Raw genomic sequence first — 16,505 nt, 5'->3', positions numbered from 1 at the left:
CTTAACACTCCTTGGGATCGACGAGCCCGTCGCTACGTCCGACGATCTCGTAATTCCCGCCCTTGGCGACCGCGGTGTACATCTTCATCTTGCAGTGCCGCTTGCCCGGCACCATCTCGGCCGGCCCGCCCGGGCCTTCGGCGATCTTGGCGTGATCCAGCGTGGCGGCGACCGACTCGCGGTCGATCTTGCCGGCTTCCTTGACGGCGGCTTCCCACAGCTTCAGGCCGCGATAGGTGCCGGTCGCGGCACTGCCGGCGGCGAACAGGAAGTTGCCCGGGAAATCCTTCTCGTAAGCCGCCTGGATTTTTGCGTCGAACGGATTCTCCTTGGTCAGCACCTTGAAATAATCGAGACAGCTGGCGAGACCCTCGATCTCGGCGGCCTGGTTGATGTTGAGCGTGTTCTCGTCATAGTAGACGCAGGCCAGACGGCCGCCGTTCTTGAGGAAGCCGGCTTCATAAAGCTGCTTGAAGAACGGACCGACGCCGGGCGGAATAACTGTGTTGAAGACGACATCGACCTTGTTGGATATGATGCGGTTGACGGTCGAGGAGAAGTCGACCTGGTCGAGCGGATAATATTCCTCGAACACGACCTCGCCGCCATTGGCCTCGATCACCTTGCGGGCGTAGACGTTGAGCGTGTGCGGCCAGACGTAGTTGGCGCTCGGCAGCGCGAACTTCTTGCCGCCGTTCTTGATCAGCCAGGGAATGAATTCGTCGCATTGCTGCGCGGGTGTCGGCCCGGTGCAGAACAGATAGGGCGTGCACTCCTTGCCTTCGTAGAGCTGCGGATAGATGTAGAGGGTCTTGCCGCGCGCGACGATCGGGTCCTTGATGGCGTTGCGCATCGACGAGGTGATGCCGCCGAGCACCATGTCGACCTTGTCGCGCTGGATCAGCTTGCGGACGTTGCCGACAGCGACGGATTCGTTCGAGGCGGTGTCCTCGATATAGAGCTCGAGCGGACGGCCGAGCAGACCGCCGCCGGCGTTGATCTCCTTGATCACCATCTTGGCGACGTTGGCGTCGGCATTGCCGGCGTAGGCGATCGGCCCGGTGAGGTCGGTGGCGATGCCGACCTTGATCGGGGCTTCGGCCGCATTGGCCCAGGGCGCCGGAATCACCCAGCTGCCAACGCCGGTTGCGACCGCGCCGGAGGCAAAAGCGAAATTGGAGAGAAAGCGGCGGCGGGACAGCTGAGTACGATCGGACATGTGACTAAACCCCTTTTCCAGCGATGAGGCCCTGCGGGCGGAATTTGATGAAAACAATGGCGAGAACGAAGACGAGGACGTCGGCCACGACCGGCGCCATCACCCAGGGCAGTGCGGCACTGAGCGTGCCGATGACGCCCGCGCCCGCGACCGGCCCGATGAAGGAGCCGACGCCGCCGACCATGACCGCGACAAAACCCTGGATCAGGAAGCGCAGGCCGAGATCGGCGTAGAGACTGAACACGGGCACGATCAGCGCGCCGGCAAGGCCGGCAAGCGCCGAGCCAAAGGCGAAGGTGGCGCCGTACATCAAGGGCGTGGAGATGCCTGAGGCCCGCGCCAGCGACGGGTTCTCCAGCGTGGCGCGCATGCGCAGGCCAAAGTTCGTGCGCGACAGCAGGAGATAGCAGCAGACCATCACCAGCGCCGTGATGACGATGATGGTGAAGCGCCAGGCCGAGATGTGCATGGCGCCGATGTCGATCGAGCCGCCGATCGGCTCCGGCACGGTGAGATAGAAGCCGCCGATCAGGCCGCGCACGGATTCGCGTATGATCAGGCCGAGCGCATAGGTGCCGAGCATGGCGACGATGGGTGCTGCGTAGAAACGCCGGATGATCAGTGCCTCCAGCATGAAGCCGAGTGCGCCGACTACGAAGGGCGCTGCGACCATGCCGGTCCAAATCGGCAGGCCCTTGGCGTAAGCGAGATAAGTGATGTAGGCCCCGAGCAGGACGAACTCGCCCTGGGCGAAGTTGAAGATGCCCATCATGCTGGCGATGATCCCGAGCCCCAGCACGATCAGGACGATGATCGCGCCAAAGCTCAGGATCTCGAACGCCGCGACGAACGCGTTAGCCATGCGCCGGAGCCTTTCCCGTTCCGATGCAATCGGAACGGGGCTCTGGATTGTTGTTTTGACGCGTTCCGTGCGCCTGCATCGATGCCTCGCTCACATCTTCTTCCAGTCGCCGATCTGCTCGAAGGCGTGGGCGGCGCGGTAGATAGTGGATTCCTCGAACATGCGGCCGACCAGCATCAGGCCGACGGGCAGGCCATCGATCATGCCGCAGGGCAGCGACATCGCGGGATGGTGGGTGATGTCGAACGGCGCGGTGTTGGAGATCATCTCCAGCGCACGCGCGACATAGTCCTCGCGGCTGGCCGTGGGCTCCGGCAGCTTCGTCGCCTTCATGGGTGTGGTCGGTAGCAGCAGCAAATCGTAATCTTTGAAGGCCTTGTCATAGGCCGCGGTCAGGCGGCGGGAGATGTTGAGGGCCTTGCCGTAATAGCGGGGACCGAAATTGTTGTTGATGTAGGTGCCGAGCAGCAGAAACAGCTTTGTGGTCTCGGACAGTGAATCCGCCTGCCGCCGCCAGCCGCGATGGAAATCCATCAGCGTGGTCGAATAGAGATCGGAGCGGGACAGGCCATAACCGTCGCCATACATCATGGTCTGGGTCATGCCTTCGGTGCCGATCGGCGTCCAGATCGCCGGACCCACCAGATGCATCGGGATCGAAACGGTCTCGACCGTGGCGCCAAGATCCCTAAAGCGCTTGGCGGCCTCTCGCACGCTTTCGTTGACGGCCGCTTCCGCCGTCGCCTGCTCAAAGCCCTCCTTGAGAATGCCGATCTTCATGCCCTTCACGCCCTGGCCGAGCGCCTTGGTGTACTCCTCGACCTCCGGCGCCTTGATGCGGGGATCGTAGCCGTCGTCACCGGCCAGCACCTCCAGCAGCAGCGCGTTGTCGGCCACGGTCGCCGTCATCGGGCCGGTGTGATCGACGAACACCTCGATCGGCATGATGCCGGTGTAGGGCACGAGACCCCAGGTCGGCTTCATGCCGTAGGTGCCGCAGAACGAGGACGGCATGCGGATCGAACCGCCCTGATCGCCGCCGATCGCCATGTCGACCTCGCCGAGCGCGACGACGACGCCGCTGCCTGACGACGAGCCGCCGGCCGAATAGCCCATCTTGTGCGGATTGTGGACGGCGCCGACCGCATTGGTGTGGCTGCCGCCGGACATGCAGAAGGATTCGCAATGGACTTTTCCGGCGATCTCGGCGCCGGCATCGAGCATGCGCGTGACGATGGTGGCGTCGAAATCGGGGACGTAGCCTTCCAGCGTCGCCGAGCCGTTCATCATGGGAACGCCGGCGAGCATGATGTTGTCTTTCAGCGCGACCGTCTTGCCCTTGAGCTTGCCGCTCGCCGCACCTTTTACGGTCGACTTGCGATACCAGGCGTTGCGCGGGTTCTCTTCCGGCGAGGGCCGATAGCCCGGCGTGCGCGGATATTTGACCTCGGGCACCTCGTCGGGCATGGCTCCGACGAGATTGTAAGCTTCGATCGAGCCCTGCATCAGGCCGCGGAACGAGGCGACATCGTCATCGGACAGCGCAAGGCCGCACTGTTCGGCGACGCTGCGAAGTTGGGCTGGGGTGGGAAGGGCAACTGTCACGGCGCTCTCCTTGAGGCTTCTTGTGATCCCTGGCTTTGGGCGGCAGCCTCCAGGTAGCGCCTGCACGGCGCGGGCCAGTCGGCTTCACGCCGATATTACAGACGGAAATATTTTCCTTTTCAAGTATTATTTTGGATTCGGGCGTGTGCGGATCGCCGCGCCGGCATCAGACCGGTTTGATCAGCTTGAAATCGAGGCCATCGGCCCCGGCAAGATACATTTGCATCCGGGTGTGACCGTTCCTGACGGTGACGGGGCCGCGCGCGCCGCCATAGACGATGTTGCGGCCGGCCGCGAGCATGGGCCCCATCGCTAGCGTGCCCGCCTTGTTCGCCACGGCTTCGAGGAAGCGCAATCCCTCATAGCTGGACTGACCGAGCGAGCCGATCGGGGGGCCGTTCGGCCCGAACATCGCGCGATAGCGGCTCTGGAAATCGTCGTTGGCCCGCGATCCGATGCCGGGGAAATAGCCGGAGGCGCAGAACAGATTCTCGCTGTTGTCGGCGCCGATTCCGAGCAGCACGGTCTCGTCCATCGCCCCGGCCAGCCGCAGCGTCGTGGCGCCAAGCCCGCATTCGCCGAACGCGCGATTGAACGTGATGCTGTCGGTGCCGATCAACGAGATAAGGATGACGTCCGGCCTCGCTGCACGGATGCGCTCCAGATGCGGCTCGTGATTATCTTCGCCGAGCGGAACGAACTCTTCGCCGACGACCTGGCCGCCAGCCTCCTTGATGTAGCGCTTCACCGCGCGGTGCGATTGCCAGGGCCAGACATAGTCGCTGCCGATCAGGTACCAGCGCGCCGCCTTCTTGACGTCGGCAAGCCAGTGGATCGACGGGCGGCTCTGCCAGCGCGGCGTCTCGCCGATCGCCATGACACCCGGCGTCTGCTCGCCGCCCTCGTAGACCGGCGTGTAGATGTAGGGGATGCGGTGGCGGGTGGTGACCTTGCGCAGCGCCACCCGCACCGCGCTGGTATGCAGCCCGACGATGAGGTCGACCTCATCGGACGCGATCGCCTGCTCGGCGCGGCTCAGGATCTCGTCGATCGGGCCGCCGGCATCGTAGATCGAAAGCTCGATCTCGCGTCCGAGAATGCCGCCGCGCTTGTTGATCTCGGCGACCGCGAGCTGCGCGCTGCTTGTCGCGCACGGACCCCAAACACCGGGCGAGCCGGTGCAGCAGATGAAGCCGCCGATCCGGAGCTTGTTACGTGCGCCGCGACGCTTCATGAGATGCGCGTCAACCGGCGACAGGTCGAAATCCGCCGCCGACGACGACAGATTCCTGAACAGCAAGGACGGCGGCAACGCCGGACCGCCGTGAGCCGGGAAGTTTACCGTCGCGCGCACGCCAACTCCTGTCTGACACCAGACTTGAAAGCTCATTCAGCAGGCGGCCGCGGCACCCGCCCTTTTGTTGGGCAATATCCTATTTTGAAAATATTGAATATTCAAGAATTGAAGTGCATATAGATGCAGCATCGATTGCAAGACATTCACTCATTTGGGTCAAGACGAAGTCTTAGCCGTGGCAAAACCGAACACCCCGATCACCGAACACCTCGCCTACCTGCTCGCGCAAGCCAACCGGGAGATCAACCGGCAGCTCGAACTGCGGTTGAGCAAGGAAGGCGTGCCCGTCGAGCAGTGGCGCATCCTGAAAGTGCTGTCGGATGGCAACGGCCATTCGATGGGCGAGCTTGCAGATGCCGTGCTGCTCAATCATCCGACGCTGACCAAGATGATCGATCGCATGGTCTCGGACACGCTGGTCTACCGCGTGCAGGACCCGAACGATCGCCGCAAGGTTCTGATGTTCATCTCCGATCGCGGCAAGGTGCTGAGCAAGAAGCTCAACTCGCTCGCGGTCGACCAGGAGGAGCACATCCTGGAGAGCTACGGCGACAAATCGACGAGCGAATTGAAGCGCCTGCTGGAGAGCTTGATCGACAGCTCGAATTGAGGGGCGGCTGAGCGCGCGCCCTCAACTCACTTCGTTCCGGCGAAGGCGGAATATACGGCCTTACGCGTACCGCCCGTGGCAGTGCTTGTACTTCTTGCCTGAGCCGCAGGGACAGTCCTCGTTGCGGCCGATCTTGCCCCAGCTTGACGGGTTTTTGGGATCACGCAGCGCCGCGTCGGTGGCCTGCGCTCCGAGCGTGACGCTGGCGAGCGCCATTTCGTCCTCGCCGGTGTTCGGGTCGAATTTGTGCGCTTCCATCGGCGGCAGCACCGGGGCTTCCTGCTCCGGCGGCACGATCTCGACCCGCATCAGTTGCGCGGTGACGGCCTCGCGCAGATGCGCGCTCATCTCCTGGAAGAGATTGAAGGCTTCGGTCTTGTACTCCTGCAACGGATCGCGCTGGCCGTATCCGCGCAGGCCGATGACCTGGCGCAGATGATCGAGCATGACCAGGTGCTCGCGCCAGAGATGGTCTAGCGTCTGGAGCAGAATGGTCTTCTCGACGTAACGCATCACGTCGGGACCCCATTGCGCGACCTTCGCCGCCATATGCTCGTCGGCGCGGGTCTCGATGCGCGTGAGCAGCTCCTCGTCGGCGATGCCCTCTTCCTTGGCCCAGTCGTCGACCGGCAAGTCGAGATCGAGCACGCGCTTGAGCTCTTCCTTCAGGCCCGCGACGTCCCACTGCTCGGCATAGGCATGCTCGGGGACGTGCTTGGCGACGAGATCGTCGATGAAGGCGTGGCGCATGTCGGTGACGGTCTCGGCGACGCTGTCGTCCTTCATCAGCTCGACGCGCTGATCGAAGATCACCTTGCGCTGGTCGTTCTGGACGTTGTCGAACTTGAGCAGGTTCTTGCGGATGTCGAAGTTGCGTGCCTCGACCTTCTGCTGCGCCTTCTCGAGCGCCTTGTTGATCCAGGGATGGATGATGGCCTCGCCCTCTTGCAGGCCGAGACGCTGCAGCATGCTGTCGAGGCGATCCGAGCCGAAGATGCGCATCAGATCGTCTTCCAGCGACAGGAAGAATTTCGAGCGGCCGGGGTCGCCCTGACGGCCAGAACGGCCGCGAAGCTGGTTGTCGATGCGGCGGGATTCGTGGCGCTCGGAGCCCATGATGTAGAGGCCGCCGGGCTTCTTCACGGTCTTGGCGGGCTTGCTTCCCTTCGCCGGCTCGATCTCGACCTCTTCCTCGGCCTTCAGCACGATATCGCGGAAGTGCTCGATGTCGGCCTTGATCTGTTCGATCTTCCTGGCCTTCTCGGCCTCGTCCTCGATGTCCGCGGTTTCCTGCTGGATGCGCATGTCCAGCGAGCCGCCGAGCTTGATGTCGGTGCCGCGGCCGGCCATGTTGGTCGCGATCGTGATCGCGCCGGGCACGCCGGCTTCCGCGACGATGTAGGCTTCCTGCTCGTGGAAGCGCGCGTTCAGCACCGCGAACAGCTTGGCCGGTTTGCCGGCGCGGGCCGCGGCGTACAGCTTCTGCATCGAATTTTCGTTGCCGAAATCGATCTGCCGGTAGCCGTGCTTCTTGAGGTATTCGGCGATGACTTCCGATTTTTCGATCGAGGCGGTACCGACCAGCACCGGCTGCAGCCGCGCATTGGCGCGCTCGATCTCGGCCAGGATCGCGGCGTATTTCTCGTTCTGGGTGCGATAGACCTCGTCGTCCTCGTCCAGACGGGCGACCGGCAGGTTGGTCGGGATTTCCACGACCTCGAGCTTGTAGATGTCGAACAGTTCGTCGGCTTCGGTCAGCGCCGTGCCGGTCATGCCGGCGAGCTTTTCGTACATCCGGAAATAGTTCTGGAAGGTGATCGAGGCCAGCGTCTGGTTTTCCGGCTGGACCTGGACGTGCTCCTTGGCTTCCAGCGCCTGGTGCAGGCCTTCGGAATAGCGGCGGCCCTGCATCATGCGGCCGGTGAACTCGTCGATGATCACCACCTCGTCGTCACGGACGATGTAGTCCTTGTCGCGGGTGAACAGCGTGTGGGCGCGCAGCGCCTGGTTGATGTGATGCACGACGGAAACGTTCTCGACGTCGTAGAGCGACTCGCCCTTGAGCTGGCCGGCATCGCGCAGCAGCCCCTCGATCTTCTCCATGCCGGCTTCGGTGAGCGTGACCGTGCGCTGCTTCTCGTCGACGTCGTAGTCGGTCTTGTCGAGCTTGGGCAGGAAGCCGTCGATGGTGTTGTAGAAGTCGGAGCGGTCGTCGAGCGGGCCGGAAATGATCAGCGGCGTGCGCGCCTCGTCGATCAGGATGGAGTCGACTTCGTCGACGATAGCGTAGAAGTGCGGCCGCTGGACCATGTCCTCGAGCCGGTACTTCATGTTGTCGCGCAGATAGTCGAAGCCGTATTCGTTGTTGGTGCCGTAGGTGATGTCGCAGGCATAGGCCGCCTTGCGCTCGGAATCGTCGAGGCCGTGCACGATCACGCCGGTGGTCAGGCCGAGGAAGCCGTAGATCTGGCCCATCCAGCCTGAGTCGCGGCGGGCGAGATAGTCGTTGACGGTGACGACGTGGACGCCCTTGCCCGCGAGCGCGTTGAGATACACCGCGAGCGTTGCGACCAGGGTCTTGCCTTCGCCGGTCTTCATCTCGGCGATGTCGCCCTCGTGCAGCACCATGCCGCCGATCAGCTGGACGTCGAAATGGCGCTGGCCGAGGGTGCGCTTGGCGGCTTCACGGACCGTGGCGAAAGCGGGGACCAGGAGGTCGTCCAGCGTCTTGCCCTCGGCGAGCTGCTTCTTGAACTCGGCGGTGCGGGCCTTGAGCGCCTCGTCGGAGAGCTTCGAGACCTCGGGCTCCAACGCGTTGATCGCGTTGACGCGGGACTGATATCCCTTCACCCGCCGGTCGTTGGCGGAGCCGAAAAACTTGCGGGCGAGCGCGCCGATCATGCCTTGTTCCTGTGTTCGCGATTCAACCGCATTGCAGCCAAGAGGTTGTCACCCGTCTGCCTATCAACTCACCGTGACGCCTGGTGGCCCCAGAACCCGGACTGCGAGGGGTCCATCCGCCATATGGGTGGGAGTTGGGCAAGTCTGGTTCAACGGCCAAAAAACGCAGCAAAATAAACGCCATCGCCATGGACGCGACCGGGCAGAGATATGGTCCGGTCAGGGCCTTGTCAACGGCGGGCGCATTGCGGCTAATTCATCATTTTGACAGACTTTTCGCGTTGCCAAGGCCCCCTGAATTGGGCGAGTGTCCGCCCCGCTCGAGCAGCCCCCTGCTTCAACAAAAGGATTTTCCATGACCACCTCGTTCCCGGTAACCAAAGCCGGCCTGCGCTTCGGCCTCGCCACCGCCCTCGTGGGCTGCCTTGCGCTGGCGCTGATCGCGGGTCCCGGCCGGGCTGCCGACGATCCGGTGCTGGCGAAGGTCAATGGCGCTGAGATCAAGAAGAGCGACGTCGCCATGGCCGAAGAGGAACTTGGGCCGAGCCTCGCCCAGATGGACCCCGCGACCAAGGACGAGAACGTCCTGTCCTTCCTGATCGACATGAAGATCGTCGGCAAGGCGGCCGAGGACAAGAAGGTCGCCGAAGGTGAGGAGTTCAAGAAGCGCCTCGCGTTCGCCCGCAACCGCCTGCTGATGGACAGTCTGCTCGCCGGCGAGGGCAAGGCCGCCACCACCCCGGACGCGATGAAGAAGGTCTATGAGGAGGCCTCCAAGCAGATCACCGGCGAGCAGGAGGTGCACGCCCGCCACATCCTGGTCGAGACCGAGGACGAGGCCAAGGCGGTGAAGGCCGAGCTCGACAAGGGCGCCGATTTCGCCGAGCTCGCCAAGAAGAAATCCAAGGATCCGGGCTCGGCCGACGGCGGCGATCTCGGCTTCTTCACCAAGGAGCAGATGGTGCCGGAATTCTCGGCGATCGCCTTCGCGCTCGAGCCGGGCAAGATCTCCGACCCCGTGAAGTCGCAGTTCGGCTGGCACGTCATCAAAGTCGAGGAAAAGCGCAGCCGCAAGGCGCCGGACTTCGAGCAGGTCAAGGCGCAGATCGAGCAGTATGTCACCCGCAAGGCCCAGGCCGACTACGTCGCCAAGCTGCGCGCGGAAGCCAAGGTCGAGCGGCTGGATCAGCCGGCCGATGCGGCAAAGGACGCCAAGCCGGCTGATGCGGCGAAGCCCTCCGATGCGAAGCCGGCCGACAGCAAGATGGCGCCCCCGGCGAAGAAGTAAGAATTCGCTGTCACTTCACGGACGCCGATAGTATCTAACGTCGCAATGGCCGGGCAAATGCCCGGCCATCTGCATATCCAGACCTCACCAAGGCGCCCCGATGTCCTCCTCCGTTTCTCCCCTCGCCCCGAAAGACGTTCCCGACATGCCCGTGATCGCGGGGGTCCGTCTCGCGACGGCCGAGGCCGGCATCCGCTACAAGAACCGCACAGACGTTCTGCTCGCAGTGATGGACAAGGGCACCGCGGTCGCAGGCGTCTTCACCAAATCGAAATGCCCCTCCGCGCCGGTGGAATGGTGCCGTGCCAAACTCAAGGGCGGCAAGGCGCGCGCGCTGGTGGTCAATTCCGGCAATGCCAATGCCTTTACCGGCAAGACCGGCCGCAGCTCCACCGCGCTGACCGCCAGGATCGCGGCCAAGGCCGTCGGATGCACCGAGGGGGAAATCTTCCTGGCCTCGACCGGCGTGATCGGCGAACCGCTGGACGCGACCAAGTTCGACGGCGTGCTCGGGCGGCTCGCAGAAACCGCCGAGGCCGGCGATTATCTGGCGGCAGCCAAGGCGATCATGACCACCGACACCTTTCCGAAGGTCGCGACCGCGACCGTGAAGCTCGGCAAGGCCAAGGTCACCATCAACGGCATGGCCAAGGGTGCCGGCATGATCGCGCCGGACATGGCGACGATGCTGTCCTTCATCTTCACCGACGCACCGATCGCGCCTGCCGCGCTGCAAGCCTTGCTCAAGAGCGGCGTCGAGGACACGTTCAACGCGGTCACGATCGACGGCGACACCTCGACCTCGGATACGCTGCTGGCCTTTGCCACCGGCGCTGCCGCCGAACACGGCGCGCCAAAGATCAGCCGCGCCAGCGACCCGCGCCTGAAGGCCTTCGTCAAGGCGTTCAACCTGGTGCTCGCCAATCTTTCCGAGCAGGTGGCCCGCGACGGCGAAGGCGCCCGCAAGCTGGTCGAGATCACCGTCGAGGGCGCCAAGACCAAGGCCTCGGCGCGCAAGATCGCGATGTCGATCGCGAACTCGCCGCTGGTGAAGACCGCGATCGCCGGCGAAGACGCCAATTGGGGCCGCGTGGTGATGGCGGTCGGCAAGGCCGGCGAGCCAGCCGACCGCGACAAGCTCTCGATCTCCTTCAACGGCATCCGCGTCGCCAGGAGCGGCGCGCGCGATCCCGACTACGACGAGGCGCAGGTGTCGGAGGCAATGAAGGCGCCGGAGATCGCGATCAAGGTCTCACTCGGCCTCGGCAAGGGCCGCGACCGCGTGCTGACCTGCGACCTCACTAAGGAGTATGTCGCGATCAACGGGGACTACAGGTCGTAAATCCGATCTCCCTGCCTTGGTTCTCCGCGGGAGAGCGAGATCCAGCATGCAGCCGGGCGAGGAACTCGCTTCAATTTCCTGGCTGCATTTAGCCTTCGTTAATGATGCCGCTCGATCCGGCAGCGTCGGATTTTCGGCCATCCATGTTCGCGCCATCGGCGTAAGCTTTACTTAACAGCCCATCTTCAAAGTTCCGCTCTGCCGAGAGGTCGTCAGAGGCCGCCCGGTTGCGCTCCCGGTCCTCGATCCCCGATCGGCCAGAGAAATTGCCTCTGCCGGGACCCACGGCGATTAGGATGAAGATCATGCTTCGCGCTTGGTTGTATCGTTTTGCCAGAAATCGCAAGGCCAACGTCGCCGTGATGTTTGCAATTGTGATGGTTCCGACAATCTTTCTGCTCGGCATGGCGCTGGACTATACGCATACGCAGCACATGAAGGTCGATCTCGACTCCGCCGTCGATGCTGCCGCAGTTGCCGCCGTCACCTCGACGATGATGCAGAAGAGCCCGCAGGTCGCCCAAACTACAGCGAAGAACGTTTTCAACATCACCGCGAATGGCCTGGTCAGCAACAACAACCTGGCGGCACCCCCAACTCTCACGGTCACCGTCAATTGCAGCAAACCCGACTCCACAACGGGCTACTGTACCTACGCTCCCTGCCCCGGCGTCGACTCAGTCTTTGCTGACCCTGTCAACTCAAACAACCAAGTCGTTCGCAACGTCCAGGTTTGCTACACCGCGGCCGCAAACAATGCCTTCCCGAGCGTGCTCAAGCAGGTGAGCTGGCCGTTCGCAGGCCAGGCAGCGACACGCAACCAGGGCGCGCCCAACATCGATTTCTATCTCTTGCTGGACGCCTCGCCTTCCATGGCGATCGGCGCGACCTCGAGCGACATCAAAACGCTGATCGCGAACACGCAAAAGCAGGTCGATTCATCGACCGGGACGAAAGGATGCGGATTCGCATGCCACCAGACTAATCCTGCCGCGGACAATCTGGGCAATCCAGGCGGGATTGATAACTACCAGCTTGCTCGCAATCTTGGCCTGACGTTACGGATCGATCGGGTAACGCAAGCGGTCAAAGCGCTGATGAATACGGCATATCAGATATCGAGCATCAACAGAAATACGTATGGGGTTGCGATCTATACCTTCGATACTGCTCTAAACAATTCTCCGACCAGCGGCAGCAGTTCGGCGGTCTTCGCACCTTCCGGAAAACCTGGGGTGGTGCAAACGCCCACGACGCCCGCCACGACGACCAGCTACACGGTAGCGACCATCCAGAGCAAAGCCGACAACATTCAGGTCCTGCCGGTCTACAAGAACAACTGGCTGACATCGTCGAACAATAATAGCGACGCCGACACCAGCATCGCGGGCGGATTAAGCGCTCTCAACAAGATCATGCCGACTCCGGGCAACGGCACCAATGTCGCCAAGGATACGCCACAGGAAGTGGTCTTCCTCGTTACCGACGGCCTTGAGGACGTGAACATTACGACCGACCCGTACACGAACTCCTGCAATAAAAAACTCACTGGTAAGCGCTGCCAGCAACCGCTCGACCCCGCGATCTGCACCACCATCAAGAACAGGAAGATCCGAATCGCGGTGATCTACACCGAATATGACGACTCGGCGCTCCATAAATCCAACGGCTGGTACGATTCATGGATCTACCCCTTCAACAGCACGTCCACCGGCTCGACCAGCCAGATCGAGACAAATCTGCAAGCCTGCGCCTCGTCGCCCGATTTGTACAAAAAGGTGGCGACCGATGACGACATTACGTCCGCGCTCCAGAGTCTGTTCCTGAAGGTCGCGTCCGATCCGCGCCTGACCCAGTAGAGAAAGCAGTCATGACCGCCGCGCACGCTGTGCCCACAACCAAACGCCGCCGCTGGCGCGCGTTCTTTGCCGACCGGAACGGCGCAACCGCGGTCGAGTTCGCGCTGATCGGCCCGGCATTCATCGCTTTGTTGCTCGCAATCATCCAGACCTTCCTTGTTTTCTTTGCCCAGCAGCTCCTGGAGCAAGTGGTGAACCAATCGAGCCGGGCGATCCTGACGGGGCAGGCGCAGGCCGCGAGCATGACCAAAGCCCAGTTTGCCACTGCAGTCTGCTCCAACGTTGTGATCTTGTTCGACTGCAGCAAGTTGATGATCGACGTCCAAGTAGCCGGATCATGGTCTTCGGCGAACACTGGCTCGCCAGCCCTGACCTTTGACGGCAGCGGCAACGTGACGAACGTCTGGCAATTCAACCCCGGCAATCAGGGCGACATCGTTGTCGTGCGGGTGATGTATCAATGGCCGGTTTTCTTGGGTCCGCTCGGCTTCAATCTGGCGAACCAGTCGAATGGCAGCCGCCTGATCATGTCATCCACGGCTTTCATGAACGAGGCCTTTGTCAACTCATGAGCCGGAGGCTTCATCACGTGCGAAACTTGTGGGCCGACACGCGCGCGGTGGCCGCGGTGGAATTCGCCATTGTGGTGCCGTTCATGCTGCTGCTCTATGTGGGCGGCGTCGAACTGGGGAACGGGCTCGCCATCAGCGTCAAGGTCAGCGAAACCGCCCACACGGTCGCGGATCTGGTGTCACGAAACGCGTGCGTCACCGACGCGTCGCTAAGCACCATGCTTGGCGCATCGGCAGCGACGATCGCTCCCTATACCACAGCGAATACGACGGTAGTCGTGTCGGAAGTATCCACGGACGCCAGCGGCAAAGCCACCGTGACCTGGAGCAAAGCACTCAACGGCACCCCGCGGAAAGTAGCTCAGCAGATGACTTTGCCGGCGGCCCTCGGCACGCCCTCGCCGTCCAACACATCGTTGATACTCGGCGAGGTGACGTATCAATACACGCCCAACCTTGGCTATACGATCACCGGGACTATCCCGATCGGCGAGAGCTATTATCTGTTTCCGCGCGTTTCCTCCGCCGTACAGTACCCATGCAGCTGAAATATCGCCGGCCGAGCCGGTAGAACCGCACGGCGATTGCGGCTAATGAAAGCCGCATGGCCGATCTCAAGCTGATCCTTGTCGTTGCTTGCGCCCTCGTCGACGCCGACAAGCGCGTCCTGATCGCGCAGCGCCCGGAGGGCAAGACGCTGGCCGGCCTCTGGGAATTTCCCGGCGGCAAGTGTGAACCCGGCGAGCGCCCGGAGCAGAGCCTGATCCGCGAGCTCCACGAGGAGCTCGGCATCACCGTCGCCGAACCCTGCCTGGCGCCGCTGACCTTTGCGAGCCACGGCTACGAGACTTTTCATCTCCTGATGCCGCTCTATATCTGCCGGCGCTGGGAAGGGCAGGTGACGGCCCGCGAAGGCCAGACCCTGGCCTGGGTCCGCGCCAACAAGCTGCGCGACTACCCGATGCCGCCCGCGGACATTCCGCTGATCCCGCATTTGATCGATTTGCTGATGTGAGACGTGCTGTGCCCCGGACGCAGGGCAGCACTTCCTCAGCGATGCGCTGCGGCGCGTCCGGGACACATCAATCCCCTCTCGCCTTCTTCACCGCCTCCGCCAGGCTCGCCTTGGCCGAACCCGGCTTCAGCGGCTGCTGCTGACTCGCATGCGGCGCCCAGCCGGAGAGCCAGATGATGTCGAATGTCGCGCGGATGCGGCCGTCCGCATCGGCAAAGCGTTCGGCGTAGATTTCGGCCATGCGCAGCAGCGTCGCGCGCCGCGACAGCCTGCGCCGTCTTTCAATCAGCACGTTGGCGGCACCCATGCGACGGAGATCCTGCATCAGGGCGAACGCATTGGCATAGCGCACCACGACGCGATCGACATCGGTCACTGGCAGCGCAAAGCCTGCGCGCTGCAATAGCGCGCCGACGTCGCGCAAATCCGCGAACGGCGCCACACGCGGCGAAACACCGCCCTCGCATTCGGCCTCCGCCGCGGCAAAGGCCTGACGCAGCTCGGTCAGGCTGTCGCCGCCGATCATCGCGGCGAGCAACAGCCCGTCCGGCCTCAGCGCGCGACGGATTTGCGCGAGCACACCCGGCAAATCGTTGACGAATTGCAGCGCCAGCGCCGACACGACGAGATCGAGGCTCTCCGGTGCAAAGGGCAGCTTCTCCGCACCCGACGCATCGAGCTCAATGCGCTCGATCGAGGGCAGTCGCGCGTGCAGCACCGCGAGACCCTCGCCGGGCGTCCAGAGATCGGCTGCTGCATGAAACTCCCGCATCACCGCGGCCAGCCGGTCGGACATGTCTTCAGCGACGCGCTCGAGCAGGAAGGTGACCTCGCCCTGCGCCTGCGCGCGCCGCTGCCGCGCATGGAGCAAAGCACGATCGAACAAAGCGGGCGGGGTTTGCAGAGTCTGAGCCATGCCGCTGGTTACGCCGATCCAAGTTGTTCTGGCAATCACCTCCGTTGTGTCCCGGACGCGCTGCTGCGCTCTTTGGCTGCTGCGCCGACCGGGGAACGAGGCTTGAGCCCCCTGCCGTGCGGCGCTAGCCTCGTCCCATGGAAGCCGACGCCGATGCCGCCCCCTCCCGTTCCATCGCCGCGCCGCTTCGGGCCGCATGGACGGTCGGCCGCCACGCCTTGTCGCGTGCGGCACGGCTCGCGCTCGACATCGCGCTGCCGACGCTGTGCGTATCCTGCCGCGAGCCGGTCGACGGCGAGGGCGTGTGCGCGGCGTGCTGGGCGCGGCTGTCGTTCATCGAACGGCCCTACTGTCCGCGCCTCGGCATTCCCTTTGTCTATGACCCCGGCCCCGACATGCTGTCGATGGAGGCGATCGCGAGCCCGCCGGCCTACCAGCGGGCCCGCGCCGCGGTGCGTTATGACGACGTCGCGCGCACCCTGGTGCATGCGCTGAAATACCAGGACCGCGCCGATTTGGCGCCGGCCATGGGCCGTTGGATGGCGCGCGCGGGCGGCGAGCTGCTCGCCGCGGCCGACATGCTGGTGCCGGTGCCCCTGCATTGGCGGAGGGCCTGGCGCCGCCGCTACAACCAGTCCGGGGCGCTGGCGCGGATCGTCGAGCGGCAGAGCGGGGTGAAGGTGAAGGCTGAGGTGCTGCGCCGGGTACGCGCCACCGAGCAGCAGATCGGCCTGTCGCGAGCCCAGCGCGCCACCAATGTGCAGGGCGCATTCCAGGTATCCCCGGACCGTCAGGCGGACGTCCAGGGTCGGCGCATTGTCCTGATCGACGACGTCTTGACGTCGGGTGCGACGCTCGATGCCTGTGCGCGGGCCCTGCTCCGCGCCAAGGCAGCCCAAGTCGACGTGCTGGTCTTTGCCCGGGTTGTCGAGGCCCGGTGAAGTCCCATATAATTCAAT

14 protein-coding genes are annotated in these 16,505 nt (G+C 63.4%); 8 read left to right on the top strand and 6 right to left on the bottom strand.

Features of this window, described 5'->3' with window-relative positions; genetic code table 11:
- Position 1 precedes the first annotated feature (1 nt).
- From IVA88_RS01630 to IVA88_RS01615, 4 genes are all read right to left on the bottom strand, one after another.
- A complete protein-coding gene (locus tag IVA88_RS01630) occupies positions 2-1,219 on the bottom strand; it encodes a substrate-binding protein (RefSeq protein ID WP_007599205.1) in 1,218 nt (405 codons plus the stop codon).
- Between the two features lie 4 nt (positions 1,220-1,223).
- A complete protein-coding gene (locus tag IVA88_RS01625) occupies positions 1,224-2,081 on the bottom strand; it encodes a branched-chain amino acid ABC transporter permease (RefSeq protein WP_247495564.1) in 858 nt (285 codons plus the stop codon).
- A gap of 90 nt (positions 2,082-2,171) precedes the next feature.
- Positions 2,172-3,686, bottom strand: coding sequence for an amidase (locus tag IVA88_RS01620; RefSeq protein ID WP_247495563.1), 1,515 nt, complete (start codon positions 3,684-3,686; stop codon positions 2,172-2,174).
- A 166-nt stretch (positions 3,687-3,852) separates the two neighbouring features.
- Positions 3,853-5,040 (bottom strand): substrate-binding domain-containing protein, encoded by a 1,188-nt coding sequence (locus tag IVA88_RS01615; RefSeq protein WP_247495562.1) that lies wholly within the window; start codon positions 5,038-5,040, stop codon positions 3,853-3,855.
- A 178-nt stretch (positions 5,041-5,218) separates the two neighbouring features.
- Here IVA88_RS01615 and IVA88_RS01610 point away from each other — a divergent pair, with 178 nt between their 5' ends.
- Positions 5,219-5,653: a MarR family transcriptional regulator gene (locus tag IVA88_RS01610; protein ID WP_007599198.1), complete on the top strand. Its 435-nt coding sequence runs from the start codon at positions 5,219-5,221 to the stop codon at positions 5,651-5,653.
- 60 nt (positions 5,654-5,713) lie between these two features.
- On the opposite strand, the gene secA is transcribed toward IVA88_RS01610, so the two are convergent.
- Positions 5,714-8,554: a preprotein translocase subunit SecA gene (secA, locus tag IVA88_RS01605; RefSeq protein WP_247495561.1), complete on the bottom strand. Its 2,841-nt coding sequence runs from the start codon at positions 8,552-8,554 to the stop codon at positions 5,714-5,716.
- Positions 8,555-8,909: 355 nt separating this feature from the next.
- On the opposite strand from secA, the gene IVA88_RS01600 reads away from it, so the two are divergent.
- From IVA88_RS01600 to IVA88_RS01575, 6 genes are all read left to right on the top strand, one after another.
- Positions 8,910-9,842: a peptidylprolyl isomerase gene (locus IVA88_RS01600; protein ID WP_247495560.1), complete on the top strand. Its 933-nt coding sequence runs from the start codon at positions 8,910-8,912 to the stop codon at positions 9,840-9,842.
- A gap of 100 nt (positions 9,843-9,942) precedes the next feature.
- A complete protein-coding gene (gene argJ / locus IVA88_RS01595) occupies positions 9,943-11,184 on the top strand; it encodes a bifunctional glutamate N-acetyltransferase/amino-acid acetyltransferase ArgJ (RefSeq protein ID WP_247495559.1) in 1,242 nt (413 codons plus the stop codon).
- Between the two features lie 296 nt (positions 11,185-11,480).
- Entirely contained in the window at positions 11,481-13,043 is a 1,563-nt protein-coding gene (locus IVA88_RS01590; RefSeq protein WP_247495558.1) for a pilus assembly protein TadG-related protein, read from the top strand.
- Positions 13,044-13,054: 11 nt separating this feature from the next.
- Positions 13,055-13,615, top strand: coding sequence for a TadE/TadG family type IV pilus assembly protein (locus tag IVA88_RS01585; RefSeq protein WP_247495557.1), 561 nt, complete (start codon positions 13,055-13,057; stop codon positions 13,613-13,615).
- 17 nt (positions 13,616-13,632) lie between these two features.
- On the top strand, positions 13,633-14,163 hold the full coding sequence (locus IVA88_RS01580) for a TadE/TadG family type IV pilus assembly protein (protein ID WP_247495556.1): 531 nt from the start codon (positions 13,633-13,635) through the stop codon (positions 14,161-14,163).
- Positions 14,164-14,219: 56 nt separating this feature from the next.
- Positions 14,220-14,630, top strand: coding sequence for a (deoxy)nucleoside triphosphate pyrophosphohydrolase (locus IVA88_RS01575; protein ID WP_247495555.1), 411 nt, complete (start codon positions 14,220-14,222; stop codon positions 14,628-14,630).
- A gap of 67 nt (positions 14,631-14,697) precedes the next feature.
- Here IVA88_RS01575 and IVA88_RS01570 read toward each other — a convergent pair whose 3' ends face one another.
- Positions 14,698-15,546, bottom strand: coding sequence for a methyltransferase domain-containing protein (locus IVA88_RS01570; RefSeq protein WP_247495554.1), 849 nt, complete (start codon positions 15,544-15,546; stop codon positions 14,698-14,700).
- 137 nt (positions 15,547-15,683) lie between these two features.
- Between IVA88_RS01570 and IVA88_RS01565 the strand changes: the two genes are divergently transcribed.
- Positions 15,684-16,487, top strand: a complete 804-nt coding sequence (locus IVA88_RS01565) for a ComF family protein (protein ID WP_247495553.1) — start codon at positions 15,684-15,686, stop codon at positions 16,485-16,487.
- Positions 16,488-16,505: the final 18 nt, after the last annotated feature.

The organism is Bradyrhizobium sp. 149 (assembly GCF_023073915.1).
GTDB lineage: Bacteria > Pseudomonadota > Alphaproteobacteria > Rhizobiales > Xanthobacteraceae > Bradyrhizobium.
Note: the sequence above shows the minus strand (reverse complement) of the source record. Positions and strands in the feature narration are given on the sequence as shown.

Bases quoted from the DNA above. Each gene is read 5' to 3' on its own strand.
- IVA88_RS01630 (WP_007599205.1), bottom strand. From the start codon at position 1,219: ATGTCCGATCGTACTCAGCTGTCCCGCCGCCGCTTTCTCTCCAATTTC.
- IVA88_RS01625 (WP_247495564.1), bottom strand. From the start codon at position 2,081: ATGGCTAACGCGTTCGTCGCGGCGTTCGAGATCCTGAGCTTTGGCGCG.
- secA (WP_247495561.1), bottom strand. From the start codon at position 8,554: ATGATCGGCGCGCTCGCCCGCAAGTTTTTCGGCTCCGCCAACGACCGG.
- IVA88_RS01600 (WP_247495560.1), top strand. From the start codon at position 8,910: ATGACCACCTCGTTCCCGGTAACCAAAGCCGGCCTGCGCTTCGGCCTC.
- argJ (WP_247495559.1), top strand. From the start codon at position 9,943: ATGTCCTCCTCCGTTTCTCCCCTCGCCCCGAAAGACGTTCCCGACATG.
- IVA88_RS01590 (WP_247495558.1), top strand. From the start codon at position 11,481: ATGAAGATCATGCTTCGCGCTTGGTTGTATCGTTTTGCCAGAAATCGC.
- IVA88_RS01585 (WP_247495557.1), top strand. From the start codon at position 13,055: ATGACCGCCGCGCACGCTGTGCCCACAACCAAACGCCGCCGCTGGCGC.
- IVA88_RS01575 (WP_247495555.1), top strand. From the start codon at position 14,220: ATGGCCGATCTCAAGCTGATCCTTGTCGTTGCTTGCGCCCTCGTCGAC.
- IVA88_RS01570 (WP_247495554.1), bottom strand. From the start codon at position 15,546: ATGGCTCAGACTCTGCAAACCCCGCCCGCTTTGTTCGATCGTGCTTTG.
- IVA88_RS01565 (WP_247495553.1), top strand. From the start codon at position 15,684: ATGGAAGCCGACGCCGATGCCGCCCCCTCCCGTTCCATCGCCGCGCCG.